Origin of the sequence: Mycobacteroides immunogenum (assembly GCF_001605725.1) — a bacterium.
Lineage (GTDB): Bacteria > Actinomycetota > Actinomycetes > Mycobacteriales > Mycobacteriaceae > Mycobacterium > Mycobacterium immunogenum.
The window spans coordinates 3,826,258-3,845,025 of the sequence record NZ_CP011530.1 but is presented as its reverse complement, the minus strand read 5'-3'; the positions used below and the strand labels follow the sequence as shown (position 1 = coordinate 3,845,025).

The window sequence follows — 18,768 nt, the reverse complement described above, 5'->3', positions numbered from 1 at the left end:
CGGCCGGTGCATCGACTGCCTGACCAAGCCGCACAGCCCCGGTCGGCCGCGGTGCGACGAATGCCATACGAAATACAGAAGGGGTGAGTGATGGGCGACAAGACCGGCATCGAATGGACAGATGCGACCTGGAATCCAGTTACAGGCTGCGACAAGGTATCTCCCGGCTGCGATCACTGCTACGCCGAAACATTCGCCGAACGCTGGCGCGGAACCGAGGGCCACTACTTCGCCACCGGGTTCGACGTGCAGCTGCGACCCGACAAGCTCGACTTGCCGCTGCGCTGGACCAAACCGCGCAAGGTGTTCGTTAACTCGATGTCAGACCTGTTCCACGACAGGGTTCCTGACGAGTATGTCGCGTCCGTTTGGGCGATAATGGCGCTCGCGCCGCACCACACGTTCCAGCTGCTCACCAAGCGTCACGGACGCATGCACTCACTCGTAGGATCGTCGAGATTTGCAGGCCTGGTGTACATGGCCATCAACTCGATGCTGGACCACGGCAACCCGCTCCGTATCAACGACATTGCGATCATGGCCGCACTCGACGGTTTCGCACGTGGGCAGTTCAAGGTGCTGGACAACGTGCAACTGATTGTGAGCGTCGAAGACCAGAAACGGGCGGAGCTGCGTATCCCCGTGCTGCTAGATACCCCAGCAGCAGTGCGCGGAATTAGCGGCGAGCCTTTGCTCGGACCGGTTGTAATGAAACAGCATTGGCTACATCCGGTCATGCGTGAGCCGTCCCCAGAGAACAACGCGATCGGTCGTCGCATCGGCAAGTCCAACGGCGTCGGTTTCATCGACTGGGTGATCGTCGGCGGCGAGTCTGGGCCCGGCGCAAGGCCGATGCATCCCGACTGGGTGCGGTCGCTGCGCGATCAGTGCGTGGCGGCTGACGTGCCGTTCCTGTTCAAGCAGTGGGGCGAGCACGAGCCGACCAGCCGTGGCATACGCGGATACTCCACCACCGCAGACCGATTCGTGTACACGGACGGCAGTGGATCTATTGCCCTCGCGGATGCGGCCAGCGAGCACAAGGAATCGGGTGCCACCATGCAGCGCGTCGGCAAGAAGCGCGCCGGCCGCGAGCTGGACGGGCGCACATGGGACCAGTATCCAGAGGCGGTGACCAATGCCTGACCGCATTGACTGTATCGCCGCGATCTTGCGCTGCGCTGGCGTTCTACTCCCGAACGACTACACGCCGACATGGGATTACGAACACGCGATTGACGAGCTCGCCGCCAAGATCGACACCGAACTGCATCCCCGCATCGAAACCCCCTCGCAGCTGGACTCGCTGCCGTCCTGCACCGTCATACAACGAGATGCGCCGCGCAGCTTGCCGCTCTGGAAGGCCGACCACTTCTGGTGCCTGGGCGAGCGATTGCTAACCGACCGCGCCGAGGTGAAGTCGCAGCTCCCAGCTCGCGTGCTCTACACCCCGGGAGACGACCATGCCTGAGCGTATCCAGTTGCGGCGCACGAAGGGCTGGCGCAAGCCCGAAGGCGCCGTGACCGTCACGCGTGGAACCGACTGGGGCAACCCATTCCGCGTCGGCGACCAGTTCAGGATCGAGGCGCAGGGCACCCCGTTCTCGCCGGGCCAGTGGTACGCGTACGGCCACGACATCACGCCCGAGATCGCCGTGCTGTTGTTCCGTATCTGGGTGATCGGACGACCCGGGCTCATTGAGCAGATTCGGGTGGAGCTTGGTGGCCGCGACCTCGCGTGCTGGTGCTCGCCGGATTCGCCGTGTCATGCCGACGTGTTACTGGAGCTTGCCAACCGATGAAGCAACCCCCCGAGCCCCTGGTCGTCGTGTGGCGCAACCGGATACCGCACCGCTGCGCGCTCATCTATTGGGGTCGCCGGTGGACGTCCATCGGGCGGATGTGTCGCCTAATGCCAACGTGGAGTGCACATGCGCCTGTCAACGGTGCTGAGTACACCTGCATCCGTCGCAACGGCTGGAGTGCGATCGCCATGTACAACGCGGACGGTTCGCCACTGATGTTCGGTGCGAAGACGAACGACCCCGAGATCTCGATCGACGACTGGCCGATGCCATGACCCGCACCCGTGAGAGCTCAGCCGCCTACCGCGCCGGTCTGTGCATCGACTGCCTGACCAAGCCGCACAGCCCCGGTCGGCCGCGGTGCGACGAATGCCATACGAAGTATCGGAGGGGTGCGTGATGTCAAGCGAACTGACCGATTTCGCACCCGTACGGCGCGTCATCCCAAGGAATCCATTTCTGAGCGACAGTAGGCGGAGCGGTCCGAAATTGAGGTGAGAAAGGGCATCTGCGGTGTCCCAGGCTGGGTACATGCACGAAATCGTGAATCAGGAGAGGTAATGCGTATCCGTTCCATCAAGCCCGAGTTCTGGCGCTCACAGGACATCAGCGCTATCGAGGACTGGGCCACGCGGCTGTTGTTCATCGGCTTGTGGTCGTACGTCGACGACAACGGGGTCGGTGTCGATCGGGTGTCGAACATCGCCGCGGACTTGTTCGCCGACGACTTGGAGCGAGACCCTAGCGAGACATTCGCGAGGGTTTCGCGAGGGTTGCAGCAACTTGCCGAACGGTTTTCCATTGTTCGTTATGAGGTCGCCGGGCGGTCATTTCTGTTCGTCAACGGGTGGGCGGAGCATCAACGCATCGATCACCCGAATGTTCCTCGGTATCCGTTGCCTGACGGCACGATTGCCCATCCGACCAGCGAAAAGCCTTCCCGTTCGCGAAGTTCGGCGAAATCCTCGCGAAAGTCTCGCGAGACCCTAGCGCCTGGAACAGGGGAACAGGGGAACAGGGGAACAGAACAAAAGAGAGAGAACGCGCGCGAGCGCGACGCCGATCCGCTCACGCCCGTCGAGCCGATCGCCCCACCGCTGTCGGTGATCCCGGACGACTGGGAGCCGAACCTGGTTCACCGATCCAAAGCCAAGGCGCTCGGCATCACCGATCTCGACGGCGCCGCCGAGTCGTTCCGGAACCACGCCCTGATGCAGGGCCGCATCGTGGCCAACTGGGACGCCGCGTTCGCATCCTGGCTCGCATCGCCGAAAACCGCGGCTGCCGAACGAGACCGCAAGGCGGCCAACGGTCCCGCCCAGTCGACCTCCGACCTGCGCGTTGCCCAAGCCCAAGCACTCAAGTCGAACGGTCGATTGGAGCTGGAATGACCCGCGACGAGGTGATCGACGTGCTGACCGCCGTCGTGGCCGCAGACCGGCGCACGGTGGGCAAGGCCGATGTCGACGTGTGGCAGGCCGTGATTGGCGATCTGCCGTTCGACATGGCGGTCAACGCCGTGCGAGATCACCTGCGCGAGTGCCCGGATGTCTGGCTGCAGCCCGGCCACATCTACGCCCGCGTCAAGGCCAAGCGCCGCGACGAGCTCGCCCGCGAAAGTGCCGACGACCGCCGGGCCCGCGAGGACCAGCGCGACCTCGCCCTGGAAGCACGCAACCGTGAGCGGCTCGGCGAGCTCGTCGAAGCCGTTGGCAAGCCCCTGCGCCAGTTCGTCCGTCCGAGTGTGGGATCCGGCCCGGCGCACCCCGAGATGGCCATCAGGTGCCCGTGGGTGTCGTGTCGTGCGAAGGCTGGCCACCCGTGCGTCAACCACGACGGCAAGCCCCTCAAGGGCGGCGCGTTCCACCCCTCACGAACCGAGGCTGTAGAGCCCGCAGAACATCCACCCCTTACCGGATAGTCACCAACCCCCCGAACGCCCACCAGCGTTCACCACAGCCCCAGGAATCGATATGCGAACGGAGACACGATGACCCAGAAAGCAAGCCCCGAGTGGTTCACCTGCCCCGGACTGACGGACGGCGACCGCGTGGCCGTGCAGCTCGACGACGGCACGCTGGCCGAGGGCTACTGGTACGACGACGCGGTGCACGACGAGCCGCGAGCTGGCAGGTCGGCCAACCCACACTTCGGACGCGGCGACAGCACCGAGCCCTGGCGCATCGAGTTCGCCAGGGCGTTCTGGCCGAACCGTCCACCGGCGCCGTGGCGGATCCGCAAGCGCGATGGGGAGTGGCGCATCGAGAAGCGTCAGACGCACGGATATGAGACCTGGTGCCGATTCGACACCAGCACCGAAGCGTTCGCGGCATTCGCGGCCGGGTGTGTGCGATGAACACTCTGGTAATCCTTTGGCACGAACTGGTTCTCCGTCACGGAGCGATATGGGTCGAGTTCGGGAAGTCGAACACCTCCAGAAGGCACGGTGTTGTCGTCGAATGCCCCTGCGGTAAGCGCTGGCTGGCCCGCGCACCGTGGTTTAGGTCGGGCGGTGCGCGTTGAGGCACGGCGACGCTGACCGGATGGTGCAGATGTGTGTGCACCTCGGTATGCCGCTACAGCCCTGGCAGCGCCGCCTACTCCAGCAGATCGAACAGATCGATATCGATGTCCAATTCACCGAAATGGTAAGGGGATTCAACCGTTGACCAAGTGCAAGCGTTGTGAGCGCGCAACCGATCTGTTTGTATGCAAGGCCTGCATATCGGAGCTGCGCAAGCGGCTGGCCGACCTGCCATGGTGGCTCGATCGACTCACGGAGACCGCCGTCGGGCAGGCGAACCTTGGGGATGGGGCCCGCAAGGGCGAGGGTCGGGACGTGCTGCATGGCGACGACACGCTCGTGAGCCACGTCGAGCCGTTTCCGCGCGACAAGGACACCACCCCAACTCCGAGGGACCACCGGGACCGGCACCAGGCCGCACTCTGGCATGCCCTGGCGCTCGGCCGCGTCAACGGACGCGCCAGCGACGAGCTGGACAGGATCGGCAACGCGTTGTCGACCACGATCCGAGACATGTGCGAAACACGCGGGATCGAGGTGCCCGAGTTCCGCACGAGGCCAACGCCGTTGCCAATCGGCGAGCTGGAGAGCACGCCGCCGGTTGAGTTCAACGTCGATTCCGCGCCGCCCGCCCGGGCCGGCGCATGTCGGCGTTGCTTCGTGACACTGCCGACCTCGGTGTCAGGGCCCTTGTGTGACGACTGCGACGGCGCCCCGGAGCTGCAGACGCCGGACGAAGCCCCCGCGGCCAAGCTGCGCGTGACCTACGCCGGAAGGCGCGGAGAGGACACACTCTCGATCGCGACGACCGCGCGAATGGCCAAGTGGCTGTACAACCACGCCGCCGATATTGCCCTGCAGGAGAACGGCGCCGAGATCTGCGACGAGATCGAGCACGTGTACCGAGCTGCGGCCCGGGTGGTCAACCGGCCACCAGAGCCAATGACCCTGGGGCCGTGTATCACCGACCCGGCGCCCGGCAAGGTGCTAAAGGAGCGAGCCGAGAAGGGCGACAGCACGACCCGGTGCGGGTATGCACTCATGGCGCCAAGTCACAGCGGCACGATCGTGTGCCCGCAATGCGACACCGCGCATGTCGTGGCCGATGTGCTGGCCCGCAACCTCGGCGAGCTCGACGATCGCAATGCCACCGTGCGCGAGCTCGTCGACGTGGTGCTGCCTCGCCTCGACGAGCACGTGCCGCAGCGGACGATCGAACGCTGGATACAGAACGGGCAGGTGCCGGTCCGCGGATACGACGCCCACGGTCACCAGATGGTTCGCATAGGCGACGTACGCACGGTGCGTGCCGAGCGGCCCCGCAACGCCAGGGAGCGTGGGTGAACTGAAGAAGTCGAAGTGTCGGACCCAACCCGCATACTTCGGCCAAGCGCACTCCAACACCGTTAGGAGGACGCATAACCCACGGGAGCACGCATGGAGTTACCGGCCAATTCAATCGACAGTGCAGGAAAAGGCCCCCACTCGCCACTGGAGCGATTCATGCTCAGCGTCCGAAGCTTGGTAGACACAGCTAAGACCTACTACCGGTGGCAGAAGGAGGTCGGCGATCACCTGAGGGCACAAGGCCAGGCCGCCAAGTTCTACCGTGCTTTACCGCTGCTTTTATTTAGCTATTTACTTTTGATCGCCTCGCCCTGGATGCTAAACGTGACCGCGATGAAGATTGCCGAACTTGAGGTGATTCACATTCCTCGTCTGTTCGCGCGGGTTAGTGGCGACCTGGCATTCTATCCGAATGGTTATTCCTTACTGGGGGCGATAATATATCTGCCAGTTCTCGTAGTATTCGCGCGGAAGAAAATCTCACCGCATATCCGAGATTCATCTGGCTGGCGCAAAGCGGGGTATTGCATAGCCCTGCTTCTTTACACCGTATGGTCCGCCCTACTGCTATTCGCCGTCGCACGAATGGGGCTGCTGTTCGGCATCCAGTTCATGCTATCCACAGTACTTTGGATACTGATACTGTGCTTCTGGCTCACTCAGATCGGAATATACTTACTCACATTCACTACATGGTTCTGGATTATGAAGATTGTTTCAATCTATAAACCATGGCTTGGCCTAGCAATAACTGGGCTGGCTTTCTATTATGGTGTGAACATAGCCCGCTTTCTCGCGGATGCTTCAAAGTTTGCATACCCCGCCAATCTCCACCACCTGTTCGGTGTTATTAGCGTCAGTGTGGTAGCTATCCAGTGGTATGCGACTGTCTGTAATTCCGTGGCCACGGCTATACCGTGGATTGTTAAATTCCGCATTGTTCTAGGGCTGCGGCGCGAGGGAGATTCATTCCGTGAAGGCTCCTACTACCAGCGATGGTGCAACCAGGACCGGGACGAGTGGCCAACGGTTCGACAGGCTGTTATCGATGGGTGGAGGACGCGAGGCGAAAAATCAGACTCCAACCTCTGGCAGGTGACCCGTGAGGCATTTCGGGAGGTATTCCACTAAACGTGCATCAGGGCGATTTCGGCCCCCTGGCGTAGAACCAGCCCCATGGACGCGCGCAAGGCCATCGGCGAGATCATCGAGAGGCATCCCGAACCTGTTCAGCCTCACGCGCAAGGTGACCGTCGGTGCCGAATGTCGGCAACCTGCGCCTGCGCGTAGACGATGGTCGCGATCTAGCCTTGTCCGTGTACCGATCACCGCGCGACCGTGGGCTGACGGCGAAGTGCGTATCTTCGCCACGGGGCGACGAGGTGGCCATAGCCAACGTCCCGTCCATCCTTCCCATGCAGGATGCCCCCGCCCTAGCCTCGGCGCTCGCGGCCGCACACACTGCATGGCAGCGCAACAAGCGCGGTGATGCTCACTGATTACGGGGCGTTAGCTTGTTCGATTTGGTTCGGTTGCAGCGCCAGCACAGCGTCTGCAGGTTCTCCACGGCTGTCATGCCGCCCTTGGATACCGGAATGATGTGGTCCACCTCAAGAAGGAGGTGCGGCTCAGCGGCGAGGGACACCGAACAAGATTGGCACGTGTAGTTGTCTCGGGACTTGATGGTTGCGCGCAGTCTGGAGGTCATCATGGCGCGCTGCCCGGCGACGCTCTTTCGCCATCGGATCTTCTGCGAAAGGGTTTCTACGAGCACGTCGATCGTTGGGGCATTCAACGTGATGGTGGCTCGCTGAGAGCTATTTCCGCCCGCGCTGACGTACTCAAAAATGTACACGGGGTACGGAACGGTAATCGTTGACAGGTTCACCCCCACATGCCGCATGAACGCATCCTTGTAGAGCCAGAGAATAAACGCCGGCGGGTTGATCGATTCGGTGATGACCTGCTCGCGCTGTTGAAGGTTGGCGAGGGCGGCTTCGAGTCGGGTGATGCTATTACCTAGATCTTCGGCCTGGGCGAGTTGGGTCTCATTTGGCTTGATGTTGAAGTACTTCATCAAGTACTTGAGGGGGTCGGCGCTAGCGTTGCGCACGACTTGCAGCGAGCAGTTGTGCACGTTAGGTGCTTGATAGCTCGCCATATTTCGGTCGCGGTGGTAGTTCCAATGGCTAGTGTTCTGGAACGATGCGAGGTGCGCATGCATGCCCGTGGGCGAGAAGCCGAGTTGGAATAATCCCTTGCTGCGAATTTCCTGGGTGTAGGCGGCAAGTTCGTTGTGCTCTGCGACGAATGTCGCGATGTTGTTCTTGTGCGCCAAGAACTCTGGGCTACGGAAGTACACCTCTCTGAGGATGAACGTAACAGCCCAGAACAAGCCGAATGCCCCCACGAGGACAGCGGCAATCGTAATAATGGCATCCATACCCGTCCGCGATCCTCACATGCGTTCCGTTGAACGCTTGGAACTGTAGCGACGCACGGCGCTAATTTCCGGGCCTTCCTGAAATCAAGCTTTTGATCAGGCCGGGAGTGCCGGCGGCCCAGCGCCTCGCGTGCGACACGCTGGGCCTTGGATAGCCCTCCCGACCTGCGCGTATGGCAAAATGGCGCTCAACATGTCGGTGGGACCACTATGTCCGCTGCATGAAAACCCCGGCCTAGCTGGGGTTTCTTCGTTGTACGGGGTGGCCTCGCTAGCCCTTTGACCGGCGCGGGTCATTCCCCGGCGGCACGGTGTTCTTCTCGCGGACCTTGCCCTTCTTGTCGTGGATCAAAAGCTCGCCGCCACCGAGGTTCCCGACAATCTCCTTGGCGCGTTTCTCCGCGTCGACCTGACGGTCGAAATGTCCGCTGGACCTCTCCGCGTCGGCCTTCTTGACATCCCAGCCGCCATCCGGGTTGGGCACGACATGTCGATCGTTTGGATTGCTCACCGCACGGCCTCCCTCTGCTGATCTTGATCGGTGAGCGGAGCGTACGCAGGCGGGCTGCCACGTCGAGGCGAATTCGCACAACCAAATGCGCACGTTCCGCCGTGCGTGCTCCGACAGCCCGGGAGATCACCATGAAACGCACCATTGCCCGCGCACTGCGCAGGCTTGCCGACAAGCTTGATCCGGCAGGCCAGCGCACCAGCGTCACGAACATCACCGTCAACAGCACTCACTGCACCATCGATGACGCAGAGCGCCGCCTAAGGGATGCGTACGCGAGGATGTCCGCCGCAGGGAAGGCTGACGGCGAACAGCTCTCGCGGCGCATGCGGGATCTCTGATGACCAACCAGCTGTTGGTGGATCTGCTCACCCGCACGTTGGCATCCGGTGCACTACCGCATCCCGGCGATGCGAATTCGGGCCCGCGGACTATCCCAATTCCCGGGTTCCGCACAACCGGGATGTCCGATGAGCAAGCCGAGGAAATGGTCGGCCAGGCCGCCAAGATGTGGGCCGAGGCACTGGAGTCGGTCATCACCGCCGAGTTCGTGACGCTCACGAAAGCCGATGCGGCGCAGCTGCGCCAGGACGCCGCAGAAGCGCCGGACGGCACACGCATCGTCACGCTGTGGGACCGCGCCGACCATCAGCGCACCAATCCCCTGCTGGTGCTCACCGTCGGCAAGACCAATGACGTGACGATCGATGCCCGCCTTCTGAGAAAGATTGCAGCCCCATGAGTCATATCAAGATCACCGTTGACGGCAAGACCCTGATGGACGCCGACCCTGGCACCTGGCGCGCGACGCCGCCCAACCTCCCCGACCTCAAGCGTCAATCAGGCGGGCAGGGTTGGGGTCTGGCTGTCATGGCCACCCTTGCCCAGACGGCGACGCTCGCCGGGCTGGGACAGCCCACCGGCAACACCACGATGACCATCACCACCCACGCCAAGGGTTGGACGCTCGATGTCGAGCAGGACGGCAGCGAGCCATCCGTCGTACCCGCGCAGGTCATGCCATCGCCGACCGCCCCGCCTGCCCGCGCCGAGGCCGACACAAGCCCCGGGCGCCAAGGGTTCTCGCCGGATGTGCTGACCATGGATGAGCCCTATGTCGCCGAGGCCCGGCCGTAAGGCCAGCACCACCGATCGCGGTCTGGGCTGGAAACACCAACAGCACGCCGAGGGCCTGCTACGTCGCCACGTCGACGGCACGCTGTGCTGGTGGTGCGCACTGCCCATGTTCAAAGCGCCCTTGCTGGAACGCAACTGGGACCGCAAGCAGCTGGCCGCTGACCATAGCCAGGCTCGGGCATTCGGTGGGCAACGCGCCGATCGGCTGCTGCACGGCGTATGCAACAGCCAACGCCAAGACGGCCGCCACGACGCCCACCGGCCCGCGGTACTCGACGTTCACCCCTCGCAGTGGTCGACAGCCCTTGCGACACTGGGCATCACCACCGCCGCGGCCATCGTCACTGCCGACAACCTGGCGATGGACTGGTGACCCTGTATCTGGTGACTGGCCCGCCGGCGGCCGGCAAGTCCACCTGGGTGCGCCAGAACGCCCGCCACGGCGACATCACCATCGACTACGACGCCATCGCTTCGGTGCTCACCCCGGCGGGCGGCGACCCGCACGACCCGCCGCAGCACATCCGCGCGGTCACCAAGGCCGCACGGCTAGCCGCGATCGACACCGCGCTAATGCTGGCCGATCAGTGCGACGTGTACCTGATCCATTCGATGCCCGGCGAGGGCCTGCTCGCGCGCTACCGGGCTGCTGGCGCGCAGGTCATCACCATCGATCCAGGTCAGGGCGTGGTCATGGCCCGGTGCAAGGCCGAGCGACCCTGGCGCATGGCGCAGGCAGCAAAACACTGGTACGCCGAGCAGTCCCACAGCAAACATACCGACCCTGCCAGCAAACATGATGGAGGTGTGATGTCGTGGTGATGGCCAGCCGAAAGGCTGAAAACGTACTGACCTGCACCGATACACACGCCCCGAAGGGTCATAACCGCAGGTCAGGGCCCCTCCCCCCGAAAATGTCCGGGTGGGGGGCCTTCCTGACCCCCGGAGGCTCCCGTCAGGTTTTTTTTGAACGCGGCGCGCGATGACCGTGACAGCCAAGCCAGCGAAGGCCACCGCGAAGTCAGCAAAGTCTCCAGCTAAACGGGCAACGTGTCGGCCACCGGTCCCGCAGAAGACCGTCGGGCAGCGGCTCATCGAGGAACTCTCGCAAGACGACGACCCGTACCCGCTACAGCTCATCATTGAGCAGGCCGGGTACGCCGCCGACTACCTGGCCCGGCTCAACGCCCTGCTGGACGGCGACCGGGAGGCCTGGCTACAGCTCAAGATCGGCGCTAAGACCGTCGAGGTTGTGGTGAACAACGTGCTGGTGCAACAGCGCCAGCAGGCCGAGCAGATGCGCAAGCTGATCACCGAGGTCTATCGTCAGCGCGCCGCGCTGCCGGCTGATCCTGATGATGACGACGTGCTTGCCGGTATCTGACCCGGCGGCGCGCCAGTGGCCAGAGTTCATCGGCTTGTGGCCACGCCTGAAGGGCAGTCAGACACCACGTTTCGAGTCCCGCCACCCTGGCGATGAGTCGTGGGGTGATCGCGCGGCGCGCTTGGGGTCGCGGATCGGTGTGCGCTGCATGCCCTGGCAGTGGCTCACCTTGCGTGCGGTGCTCTCGCTGCAGGAGCCCAACGAGTGGGGCGATCGGGTCTGGACGCACCGCGATGTGTGCATCGAGTGCCCGCGCCAGAACGGCAAGACCCTGATTGTGGTGCTACGCATCATCTTCGGAATGCTGGTGCTGGGGGAGAAGATCGCCTACACCGCCCAGGAGTGGGAGACGGCCAAGGATGTGTTTGGCCGATGCGTCGATGTCATCGAGCGCATCCCGTCTTTGAAGAAGCGTCTGCGATCCGAGCCAACCTCGGCCGGCAACCGCGGCCTGATCAAGCTCGGCAACGGCGAAGCCAAGTTCGGGCCGCGCACCGCCAAGTTCGGGCGCGGCCTGACCGAGGTGGATCTGCTGATCCTCGATGAGGCCTACGACCTCACCGCCCAAGCCGAGGCCAGCTTGACCGGCGCGACCCGCGCCTCGACCAAGTCGACCGGCCCGCAGATCTGGTATGTCTCAACGCCTCCGGTGGCCGCGGTGCACCCGAACTGCCAGATCCTCACCGGGATGCACAACCTGGGGCACAAGCGGTCCCCGGATCTGTACTACGCCCTGTATGCGGTACCGGAGGGCACCGAGCTCGGCGATATCGACGCCTACCGCCTGGCACACCCGTCTTTGGGCGTTGTGGGTGATGAGCAGGAGCTGGAAGCCAAGCGGCGCAAGGCCCGTACCGCCGAACAGCGGGCGATCTTCACCGCCGACTACCTCGGGATTGGCGACTATCCGCCCGATGGGGACGAGGTCGGCTCGCCGATTCCGAACTGGAGCGACATGGCGAACGCCGAGGCCAAGCTCACGGGGGCACGCACCATCGCGGTGCGGCGGTCCTGGAATCGTCAGGTGTGGTCGATCAGCGCCGCGCAGATGGCCCAGGACGGCAATATCCACGTCGAGGTGGCACCGCTGCGCACCGGGACCCATTCGCAGATCGCCGAATATCTGGTCGCCAAGGTCACCGCGTGGAACCCGGTAGCGCTGGTGATCGACCGTAAGAACACCGCGCAGGTACTTGAGCCGCTGCTCATCGCGGCCGGTATCGAACCGCTGATGATCGGCACGTCCGAGATCGCCCAGTCCTGCAGCGGTTTTCTGGCCGACGCCGATGCCGTCAGGTTGTCGCACAGCGATCAAGCGGTACTCAACGACGAGGTGGCCACCGCCAGCATGCGCGAGCTGCCCGGCGGCGATTTCGTCTGGACCGAGGAACCGGGCGGTGCGGGCATGCCGCTGATGAACGTGTCCATGGCGCACTGGGCCCTACGTAAGTACGGAACCAAGGCACCCGCCAAGACCGTCGGTGCACGCACCGGGGCCACGCGAGAGCACCAATCACACCGGAATAGCGCCGATTTCGACGCGATGAGCGCCGCATTCTAGGAAAGGGGGCGAGCATGGCTGATCAGACAGCACCGAAGAAGACCGCCGCCCCGCGCTCTGAACAGGGTTACGTGCTGAGCTCGGCCGGCGCGACGGGCTGGGGTGGGCCTACCGACCAATTCGAGCAGACCACCGACCTGATCTGGCCGCTATCGGTGTGGACCTACACACGCATGGTCCGCGAGGACGCGCGAATTGCGTCGGTGCTGAGGGCGATTGGGCTGCCGATCCGGCGCACCGCGTGGCGCATCCGTCAAAACGGCGCCACCGATGAGGTCACCGAGTTCATCGCCCGCAATCTGGGCCTGCCCATCGAGGGCGCCACCGAGCAGGACGAACCCCAGGCGCGGACCCGTGGCCGGTTCTCCTGGGATAAACACCTACAGCAGGCCCTCATGGCATTGCGGTATGGGCATGCGGTGTTCGAGCAGGTCTACCGCCTCGACGGCGAAGGCGCAGGTGCCCGTGCGGTGCTGCGCAAGCTCGCCCCGCGCCCCCAGGCCACCATCGCCAAGTGGAACGTCGACCGCGACGGCGGCCTGGTCTCGATCGAACAACAGCCCTCCAGCGCGTTCACCGTGACCTCGCGCGGGTTGGCGATACCGGTTGGTGGACCGCTGGATTCGACTATTCCCGTCAACCGGCTCGTCGTGTATGCGCACGAACCCGATCCGGGGGTGTGGATCGGCAACAGCCTGCTACGGCCCGCCTACAAGCATTGGAAGCTCAAAGACGAGCTGATGCGCATCGAGGCCGCCGCTGCCCGACGCCACGGCATCGGCGTGCCGTGGATCAAGGGCAACGAAACCGATTCGCAAGACGACGACCGCATGGATGCGCTGCTGGACATAGCCTCGAAGTACAGCGGCGGCGAATCAGCCGGTCTGGCCCTGACCGAGGGCGAAGAGGCCGGCATCATGTCGCCGCAGGGCACCCCGATGGACCCGCGGCGTGCGATCGAGTACCACGACCACCAGATGGCCCTGGTTGCGTTGGCGCACTTCCTGAATCTGGATGGCAAGGGCGGCTCGTACGCGCTGGCCAGCGTGCAAGCCGACACGTTTGTGCAGTCCGTGCAGACCGTCGCCGACGACATCCGCGACACCGCGCAGGCGCATGTGGTCGAGGATCTGGTCGACCTCAATTTCGGCGAAGACGAACCAGCCCCGCTGCTGGTGTTCGACGAGATCGGGTCACGCCAGGACGCCACCGCCGCCGCGCTGCAAATGCTCGTCAACGCAGGACTACTGACGCCCGACCCGCGTCTTGAGGCCTTCATCCGCTCGGCCACGGGCCTGCCCGGGCCCGACCCCAACGCACCCGAGACCGACACGGACCCCGCCGCCGAACCGGGCGATGAGCCCGGCAGCGCCGCGGACAGCACGAACGGAGATCGCACACAGTGATGACCAGGAAGCCCAAGGCAGGCCAGCGCCCGCCCTGGTACAGCATCCGAGGCGCGGCCACCAGCGATGACGGACCGGCCGAGCTGCTGATCTACGACGAAATCGATTCGTGGTACGGCATTTCCGCCGAACAGTTCGTCCGCGACCTGGCCGGGATCGACAACGACGCCATCACGGTGCGCATCAACAGCCCCGGCGGCTCGGTGTTCGACGGCATCGCCATCCTCAACGCGCTTCGTGATCACCGGGCCACGGTGACCGTCGTGGTCGATAGCCTCGCGGCCTCGATCGCATCGGTGATCGCGATGGCAGGCGATGAGATCGTGATGAACCGGGGCAGCCAGATGATGGTGCACAACGCGTGGGCGGTGTGTGTCGGCGATGCCCGCGACATGGAGAAGAGTGCGGCGCGACTTGCCCAGCACAACAGCAACATTGCGCAGATCTACGCCGACCGCGCAGGCGGCACCGTGCAGGACTGGTTGGCGGTGATGGCCGAGGAAACCTGGCTGCTCGCCGACGAAGCGGTCGCGGCCGGTCTGGCCGATCGCGTCATCGAGCTCCCCGATCCTGATGCGAAGTCGGCTACCGCGCGCGCCTCGGTGTTCGATCTGTCGGCGTTCCGCTATGCCGGCCGCCAGTGCGCCCCCGTGCCACGAATACCGCTGGTGCACAACAAGACCCCTCAGCCCGAAGCGGGCGAGGTTCACAGAGGAAAGGAGCCACTTGTGGCAACCCTGAATGAGGGCCTCGCCAAGCTGCTCGGTATCGACGCCGACGCTTCTGACGAGACCATCCTGTCCGCCGCCGCCGAAGCGCTCGACGAGCGCGCCGACGACGGCCAGGAAAACCAGGAAACCCCGCCTGCCGCGCCGACTTTGGAGCAGGCCACCGCGTTGGTGACCAAGGCAGGTTTGACGGTGGTTGAGAAGGCGCAGTACGAGGCCACCGTCGCTGCCGCGCAGGCGGGCGCCGAGGCGCGGGCACAGCAGCTGCGCGAGGGCGACGAGCGCGTGGTCGATGCGGCCATCGCCGACGGCAAGATCGCCCCGGCACGCCGCGCCCACCACCTGCAGGCGCTGGCCGCTGACCGCGAGGGCCACGGCGCCGTGCTGGCCGCACTGGCACCCGGCCTGATCCCGTACGCCGAGGCAGGCCATTCCACACAGCCTGTCGATGGCCCGGTGCCCAACGATCTGAGCTGGTTTGACTCCGCGCCCGTCGCGCCGAGTTCGGAAGGAAAGGAATAGATCATGACCAACGACAACGTAGGCGTCTACGAGCCCGGCCGGGACATCACCGGCCGCGCAACAGCGGCCGTCACCGGTAAGCGGTTCCTCAAGATCAGCGGCAACCGCACCGCCACCGGAAACATCGCCGTGGCGCACGCGGACGCGGCGGGCCGGGTATGCGGGGTCTCCAAGTACGACACCGCCAGCGGCGACATCGTCGGTGTGGCACGCGGCAATTCGCGCGTCACCCACGTGACCGCGGACGGCGCTATCGCCGCCTTCGCGGAGATCGAAGTCGGCACCGCGGGCAAGGCCAAGACCAAAGCCAGCGGTATCGCCGTCGGCTACGCACTGACCGCGGCGGCCGATGGCGCCGACGCCGAAATCAGCCTCTACTAGGAAAGGGCTACCACCATGGCAACATCTCCCGTCGCGTACCCGCTGGGTGCGCCGGTCATCAACGACAACAAGATCTCGGTCGACCTGGCGTATAAGTCGCCGGGCCGGATCACCAAGCGGCTCTCGGATCTGACGCTGCAGAAGTTCATTGCCCCGGAGCTGTTTTCGTCCTCCGGGGCGAGCACCACGACCGGGGCGATCATCTACGACGTGATCCGGATCAACGAGCTGTACACCAAGAACGACGTGGAACAGCGCGGGCCGTCCGATGAGTACACGATCGTTCAGGGTGAGCGCTCCCAGCCCGAGGTCGCCAAGTCCGAGGACTGGGGTGGCAAGTTCTGGATGTCCGATGAGGCCATCCGGCGCAACGACACCGCGCAGATGGACCGCCTGACCACCCAGCTGGCCAATACCCTGGTACGCAAGATCAATCAGCGCACCGTGGCCGTGCTGGAGGCCGTGATCGCAAGCCTGGGTGGCGCTGGTGTGGTGCCCGGTCACGACTGGGGCAATGTCACCTTGTCCGGCAACACCCCGACGCCGAACAACGAACGCCCGTTCGCCGACATCATCGGGGCACAGCTGGCCGCCGATGTCGAAGAACTCGGCTACGTCTACAACGTGTGGGTGCTCAACCCCGTGCAGTACGCGGATCTGCGCATCGCCTACGGCCCCGAGCTTGACGCAGTGCTACGCGATGGCGATATCTCAACCTTCGTCTCCAATCGCGTGACACCCGGAACCGCCTATGCCGCAGTGCGTGGTGGTGTCGGGTTCCTGGACTACGAGCAGATGCTCTCCACCGAGACCTGGCGCACCCCGGAGAACAAGAAGAACTGGGTGCAGACCTCGGTGCTGCCCATCATGGGCGTCACCGATCCGTACGCCGTCAAGAAGGTCACCGGACTGGCGGGCTAGCCCCCGCCAGTTTTGGCTCAGCCCAACAGGTAAGGAGTTTGTTGACATGGCACAACATGTGGTGACGGCGGCGATGTGGGAGTACCGCACACCCGAGGGGAAACGCCGGCGCGCGTTTTTCGGCGATACCGTCGAGCTCACCGACCGGGAAGCCGAGCGCGGGTTCAGCGTGGGCGCGCTCGGCGTCGAGCTGCCGGCCGAATCGACCGATGACGACAGCGATCCGGCCGACGCGACCACCACCGGTGACGGCGAGGACGGCGCGGACGGTGGTGGGAGTGATGGTGGGGATGGCGATCCCGACCCCACCGCAGGCGCAGCCGGTGACCCGGTTGATGCCACCAGCACCGAGACCGGCACCGAGGGTGATGCACCGCGAAAGAGGCCGCTCAAGGCTGCGACCAAGCCCGTCCTGGTCGACTGGCTGATGGCCAACGGCACCTACGACCGCGGCGAGCTGGAGGATCAGGACAAGGACGACCTGTGGGCCTTGATCGAGGCCACGGACTAGCACCGTGGCCGAATTCCTTGACGTAGAGGCGTTCGCCGCCATGTATCAGCCGCTGACGGCTGCTGAGAAACTGGTGGCGGCGCCTCTACTGACGGTTGTCTCCGATTGGATCCGCGATAAGAAGCCCAACATTGCCGACGACGATCCGGCCGCCAAGATCGTCACCTTCGAAGTCACCCGAGAGGCGCTGATCTACGGCGAATTCGGCCCGGTGTCTTCATTCACCAAGACGGTCGCCCACCGCACCAAACAGGCCGCGATCGACCGCGAAGCCGTCGAGAAGTTCATCGCGCGCCGTCACTACCGCATGCTCGGTATCGCGGTACAGGCCAAGGCGCGCGGCCACTTCCCGAAGGGTGACTACTGATGGACACCCTGGGCGGGCAGCGGCTCGGCATCGTGTGGGATGTGCCGGTGCTCGACGGGCAGGGCAATCCGGTCCTCGATGAGTACCGCAAGCCGCAGACCGCCGAACACGTTGTGTGGGTGGATAACTGCCTATTCGAGGTGCAATCGACGTCTGAGGACAATCAGGCCATCACCACCACGACCAGCGAGCAAGCGTGGGCGTTCCTGCCGGTCATCGATGGCCATATCCCCGCCGTCGATGGCAGTGGCGCCGCCGCGCCGGTCGCCGTTGTCGATATCGGTTCGGCGCACCGGATTCGCCACCTGGGCCGCGATCACGGCATGGTCGGTGACGCGGTGCTCGAGTTCGACCTCGACGGCCGCGAAGATCACGTGTTCTGTATCTGTGAGCGCAGGGTCGGCTGATGGCCACGGAGCGCAGACCCAACCCGCTGGTGGCGTTGGGTGTGCCGCAGTCGGTGATCGACAAGGCGATCCACACCTCGGCGCAAGCCAAGGCCGAGAAGGCGCGCGTCGGCAAGCAGATGGCCGCACACGCCAAGTCCATCTCGCCGGCCGATCACGGCGACTACGGCGCGGCATGGAAAGTGCAGCAGGGCAAGGGCCGCGACGATGACACCAAGGTCGTCAACGACAACTTCAAAGCCCACTGGATTGAGGACGGCACCGGGGGCACCAGCCCGACACCGGAATTCGCCGTCGCGGCCAAGACCGCCATAGCGTTCGGCGGCACCGCCGCCGATGTCATCAATAGGCCCGAGCGATGAGCGTCGCGCTGCATGAGCAGATGCCCCCCAACGCGATCGTGATGATGCTCGCCCATCTGGCACCGCTGGGGCCGTGCGAGATGGAACGTAACCCCGACGATCCGCTGCCGTTTCGTCAGGTGAACATGATCGACGGCACCTACGACGCCAACCTGTTCTACTGCACCGCCGTCCTGTCGATCCACACCTTCGGTGCGACCATCACCGAAGCCCAACGCGAGGGCGCCAAGACCGACCAGCGCATCATGCTGCTCGGCAGCCAGATCGTGGATGTGCCCATGCCCGATGGCACCGTGGCCAACATCGACTACCTCGACTTCCAGCAGCTCTCAACGCTGCGCGAGTACAAGGCCGACAACGCATTTCGCCTCAAGGCGATCTGCGAACTCGGCCTGTCGTTCATCTAATCGTCGCGATCAACTGATCGCGTCGCGGCCTATGCCGCACCTCA

Annotated in this window: 28 protein-coding genes and 1 pseudogene; 27 read left to right on the top strand and 2 right to left on the bottom strand. The window is 64.3% G+C overall.

Features of this window, described 5'->3' with window-relative positions; genetic code table 11:
- The first annotated feature begins 90 nt into the window (after positions 1 to 90).
- From ABG82_RS19090 to ABG82_RS29010, 11 genes and pseudogenes are all read left to right on the top strand, one after another.
- Positions 91 to 1,146, top strand: coding sequence for a DUF5131 family protein (locus tag ABG82_RS19090; protein ID WP_043077797.1), 1,056 nt, complete (start codon positions 91 to 93; stop codon positions 1,144 to 1,146).
- The gene (locus ABG82_RS19085; protein WP_043077798.1) at positions 1,139 to 1,471 is read left to right on the top strand and encodes a hypothetical protein; all 333 of its coding nucleotides are present in this window, start codon (positions 1,139 to 1,141) and stop codon (positions 1,469 to 1,471) included. Before ABG82_RS19090 ends, ABG82_RS19085 begins: the two co-directional genes overlap by 8 nt.
- Positions 1,464 to 1,802 (top strand): DUF4326 domain-containing protein, encoded by a 339-nt coding sequence (locus ABG82_RS19080; protein WP_043077799.1) that lies wholly within the window; start codon positions 1,464 to 1,466, stop codon positions 1,800 to 1,802. Before ABG82_RS19085 ends, ABG82_RS19080 begins: the two co-directional genes overlap by 8 nt.
- Positions 1,799 to 2,080, top strand: a complete 282-nt coding sequence (locus ABG82_RS19075; protein ID WP_043077800.1) for a hypothetical protein — start codon at positions 1,799 to 1,801, stop codon at positions 2,078 to 2,080. Before ABG82_RS19080 ends, ABG82_RS19075 begins: the two co-directional genes overlap by 4 nt.
- Positions 2,081 to 2,365: 285 nt before the next feature.
- Positions 2,366 to 3,196, top strand: coding sequence for a hypothetical protein (locus tag ABG82_RS28735; RefSeq protein ID WP_043077801.1), 831 nt, complete (start codon positions 2,366 to 2,368; stop codon positions 3,194 to 3,196).
- Complete coding sequence (locus ABG82_RS19065; RefSeq protein WP_052511000.1) at positions 3,193 to 3,726, top strand: zinc finger domain-containing protein; 534 nt, start codon at positions 3,193 to 3,195, stop codon at positions 3,724 to 3,726. The genes ABG82_RS28735 and ABG82_RS19065 overlap by 4 nt, the downstream gene beginning before the upstream one ends.
- Before the next feature lie 69 nt (positions 3,727 to 3,795).
- Positions 3,796 to 4,161 (top strand): hypothetical protein, encoded by a 366-nt coding sequence (locus ABG82_RS19060; protein WP_043077802.1) that lies wholly within the window; start codon positions 3,796 to 3,798, stop codon positions 4,159 to 4,161.
- A gap of 187 nt (positions 4,162 to 4,348) precedes the next feature.
- Positions 4,349 to 4,474, top strand: coding sequence for a hypothetical protein (locus ABG82_RS29175; protein WP_264031310.1), 126 nt, complete (start codon positions 4,349 to 4,351; stop codon positions 4,472 to 4,474).
- Positions 4,471 to 5,673, top strand: a complete 1,203-nt coding sequence (locus ABG82_RS19055) for a hypothetical protein (protein WP_162269199.1) — start codon at positions 4,471 to 4,473, stop codon at positions 5,671 to 5,673. The genes ABG82_RS29175 and ABG82_RS19055 overlap by 4 nt, the downstream gene beginning before the upstream one ends.
- A 93-nt stretch (positions 5,674 to 5,766) precedes the next feature.
- Positions 5,767 to 6,807, top strand: coding sequence for a hypothetical protein (locus ABG82_RS19050; protein WP_131676255.1), 1,041 nt, complete (start codon positions 5,767 to 5,769; stop codon positions 6,805 to 6,807).
- A gap of 181 nt (positions 6,808 to 6,988) precedes the next feature.
- Positions 6,989 to 7,175: pseudogene (locus tag ABG82_RS29010) on the top strand (hypothetical protein); the annotation flags it as partial.
- On the opposite strand, the gene ABG82_RS19040 reads toward ABG82_RS29010, so the two are convergent.
- Positions 7,169 to 8,119: an HNH endonuclease gene (locus tag ABG82_RS19040; protein WP_043077804.1), complete on the bottom strand. Its 951-nt coding sequence runs from the start codon at positions 8,117 to 8,119 to the stop codon at positions 7,169 to 7,171. The pseudogene ABG82_RS29010 and the gene ABG82_RS19040 sit on opposite strands and share 7 nt — an antisense overlap.
- 271 nt (positions 8,120 to 8,390) lie before the next feature.
- On the bottom strand, positions 8,391 to 8,630 hold the full coding sequence (locus tag ABG82_RS19035; protein WP_043077805.1) for a DUF2188 domain-containing protein: 240 nt from the start codon (positions 8,628 to 8,630) through the stop codon (positions 8,391 to 8,393).
- Positions 8,631 to 8,761: 131 nt separating this feature from the next.
- Between ABG82_RS19035 and ABG82_RS19030 the strand changes: the two genes are divergently transcribed.
- The 16 genes from ABG82_RS19030 (at position 8,762) to ABG82_RS18955 (ending at position 18,724) form a co-directional block, all read left to right on the top strand.
- The gene (locus tag ABG82_RS19030; RefSeq protein WP_054429051.1) at positions 8,762 to 8,971 is read left to right on the top strand and encodes a monovalent cation/H(+) antiporter subunit G; all 210 of its coding nucleotides are present in this window, start codon (positions 8,762 to 8,764) and stop codon (positions 8,969 to 8,971) included.
- A complete protein-coding gene (locus ABG82_RS28465) occupies positions 8,971 to 9,372 on the top strand; it encodes a hypothetical protein (protein ID WP_043077807.1) in 402 nt (133 codons plus the stop codon). The genes ABG82_RS19030 and ABG82_RS28465 overlap by 1 nt, the downstream gene beginning before the upstream one ends.
- Positions 9,369 to 9,767 (top strand): hypothetical protein, encoded by a 399-nt coding sequence (locus ABG82_RS19020; RefSeq protein WP_043077808.1) that lies wholly within the window; start codon positions 9,369 to 9,371, stop codon positions 9,765 to 9,767. The genes ABG82_RS28465 and ABG82_RS19020 overlap by 4 nt, the downstream gene beginning before the upstream one ends.
- Positions 9,745 to 10,140, top strand: a complete 396-nt coding sequence (locus ABG82_RS19015) for a hypothetical protein (RefSeq protein WP_043077809.1) — start codon at positions 9,745 to 9,747, stop codon at positions 10,138 to 10,140. Before ABG82_RS19020 ends, ABG82_RS19015 begins: the two co-directional genes overlap by 23 nt.
- Positions 10,137 to 10,589, top strand: coding sequence for an ATP-binding protein (locus ABG82_RS19010; RefSeq protein ID WP_043077810.1), 453 nt, complete (start codon positions 10,137 to 10,139; stop codon positions 10,587 to 10,589). Before ABG82_RS19015 ends, ABG82_RS19010 begins: the two co-directional genes overlap by 4 nt.
- A 160-nt stretch (positions 10,590 to 10,749) precedes the next feature.
- A complete protein-coding gene (locus ABG82_RS19005) occupies positions 10,750 to 11,151 on the top strand; it encodes a hypothetical protein (RefSeq protein ID WP_043077811.1) in 402 nt (133 codons plus the stop codon).
- Entirely contained in the window at positions 11,123 to 12,712 is a 1,590-nt protein-coding gene (locus ABG82_RS19000) for a terminase (protein WP_308213291.1), read from the top strand. The genes ABG82_RS19005 and ABG82_RS19000 overlap by 29 nt, the downstream gene beginning before the upstream one ends.
- A gap of 14 nt (positions 12,713 to 12,726) precedes the next feature.
- Positions 12,727 to 14,118 (top strand): phage portal protein family protein, encoded by a 1,392-nt coding sequence (locus tag ABG82_RS18995; RefSeq protein WP_078343307.1) that lies wholly within the window; start codon positions 12,727 to 12,729, stop codon positions 14,116 to 14,118.
- A complete protein-coding gene (locus ABG82_RS18990) occupies positions 14,118 to 15,368 on the top strand; it encodes a head maturation protease, ClpP-related (RefSeq protein WP_043077813.1) in 1,251 nt (416 codons plus the stop codon). Before ABG82_RS18995 ends, ABG82_RS18990 begins: the two co-directional genes overlap by 1 nt.
- 3 nt (positions 15,369 to 15,371) lie before the next feature.
- Positions 15,372 to 15,749: a hypothetical protein gene (locus ABG82_RS18985; RefSeq protein WP_043077814.1), complete on the top strand. Its 378-nt coding sequence runs from the start codon at positions 15,372 to 15,374 to the stop codon at positions 15,747 to 15,749.
- 15 nt (positions 15,750 to 15,764) lie between these two features.
- Positions 15,765 to 16,670 (top strand): major capsid protein, encoded by a 906-nt coding sequence (locus ABG82_RS18980; protein WP_043077815.1) that lies wholly within the window; start codon positions 15,765 to 15,767, stop codon positions 16,668 to 16,670.
- Between the two features lie 46 nt (positions 16,671 to 16,716).
- The gene (locus ABG82_RS18975; protein WP_043077816.1) at positions 16,717 to 17,181 is read left to right on the top strand and encodes a hypothetical protein; all 465 of its coding nucleotides are present in this window, start codon (positions 16,717 to 16,719) and stop codon (positions 17,179 to 17,181) included.
- 4 nt (positions 17,182 to 17,185) lie between these two features.
- Entirely contained in the window at positions 17,186 to 17,548 is a 363-nt protein-coding gene (locus ABG82_RS18970) for a hypothetical protein (protein ID WP_043077817.1), read from the top strand.
- Positions 17,548 to 17,955, top strand: coding sequence for a hypothetical protein (locus ABG82_RS18965; RefSeq protein WP_043077818.1), 408 nt, complete (start codon positions 17,548 to 17,550; stop codon positions 17,953 to 17,955). Before ABG82_RS18970 ends, ABG82_RS18965 begins: the two co-directional genes overlap by 1 nt.
- Entirely contained in the window at positions 17,955 to 18,317 is a 363-nt protein-coding gene (locus ABG82_RS18960; protein WP_043077819.1) for an HK97 gp10 family phage protein, read from the top strand. Before ABG82_RS18965 ends, ABG82_RS18960 begins: the two co-directional genes overlap by 1 nt.
- Complete coding sequence (locus tag ABG82_RS18955; protein WP_043077820.1) at positions 18,314 to 18,724, top strand: hypothetical protein; 411 nt, start codon at positions 18,314 to 18,316, stop codon at positions 18,722 to 18,724. Before ABG82_RS18960 ends, ABG82_RS18955 begins: the two co-directional genes overlap by 4 nt.
- The last annotated feature ends 44 nt before the right edge of the window (positions 18,725 to 18,768 follow it).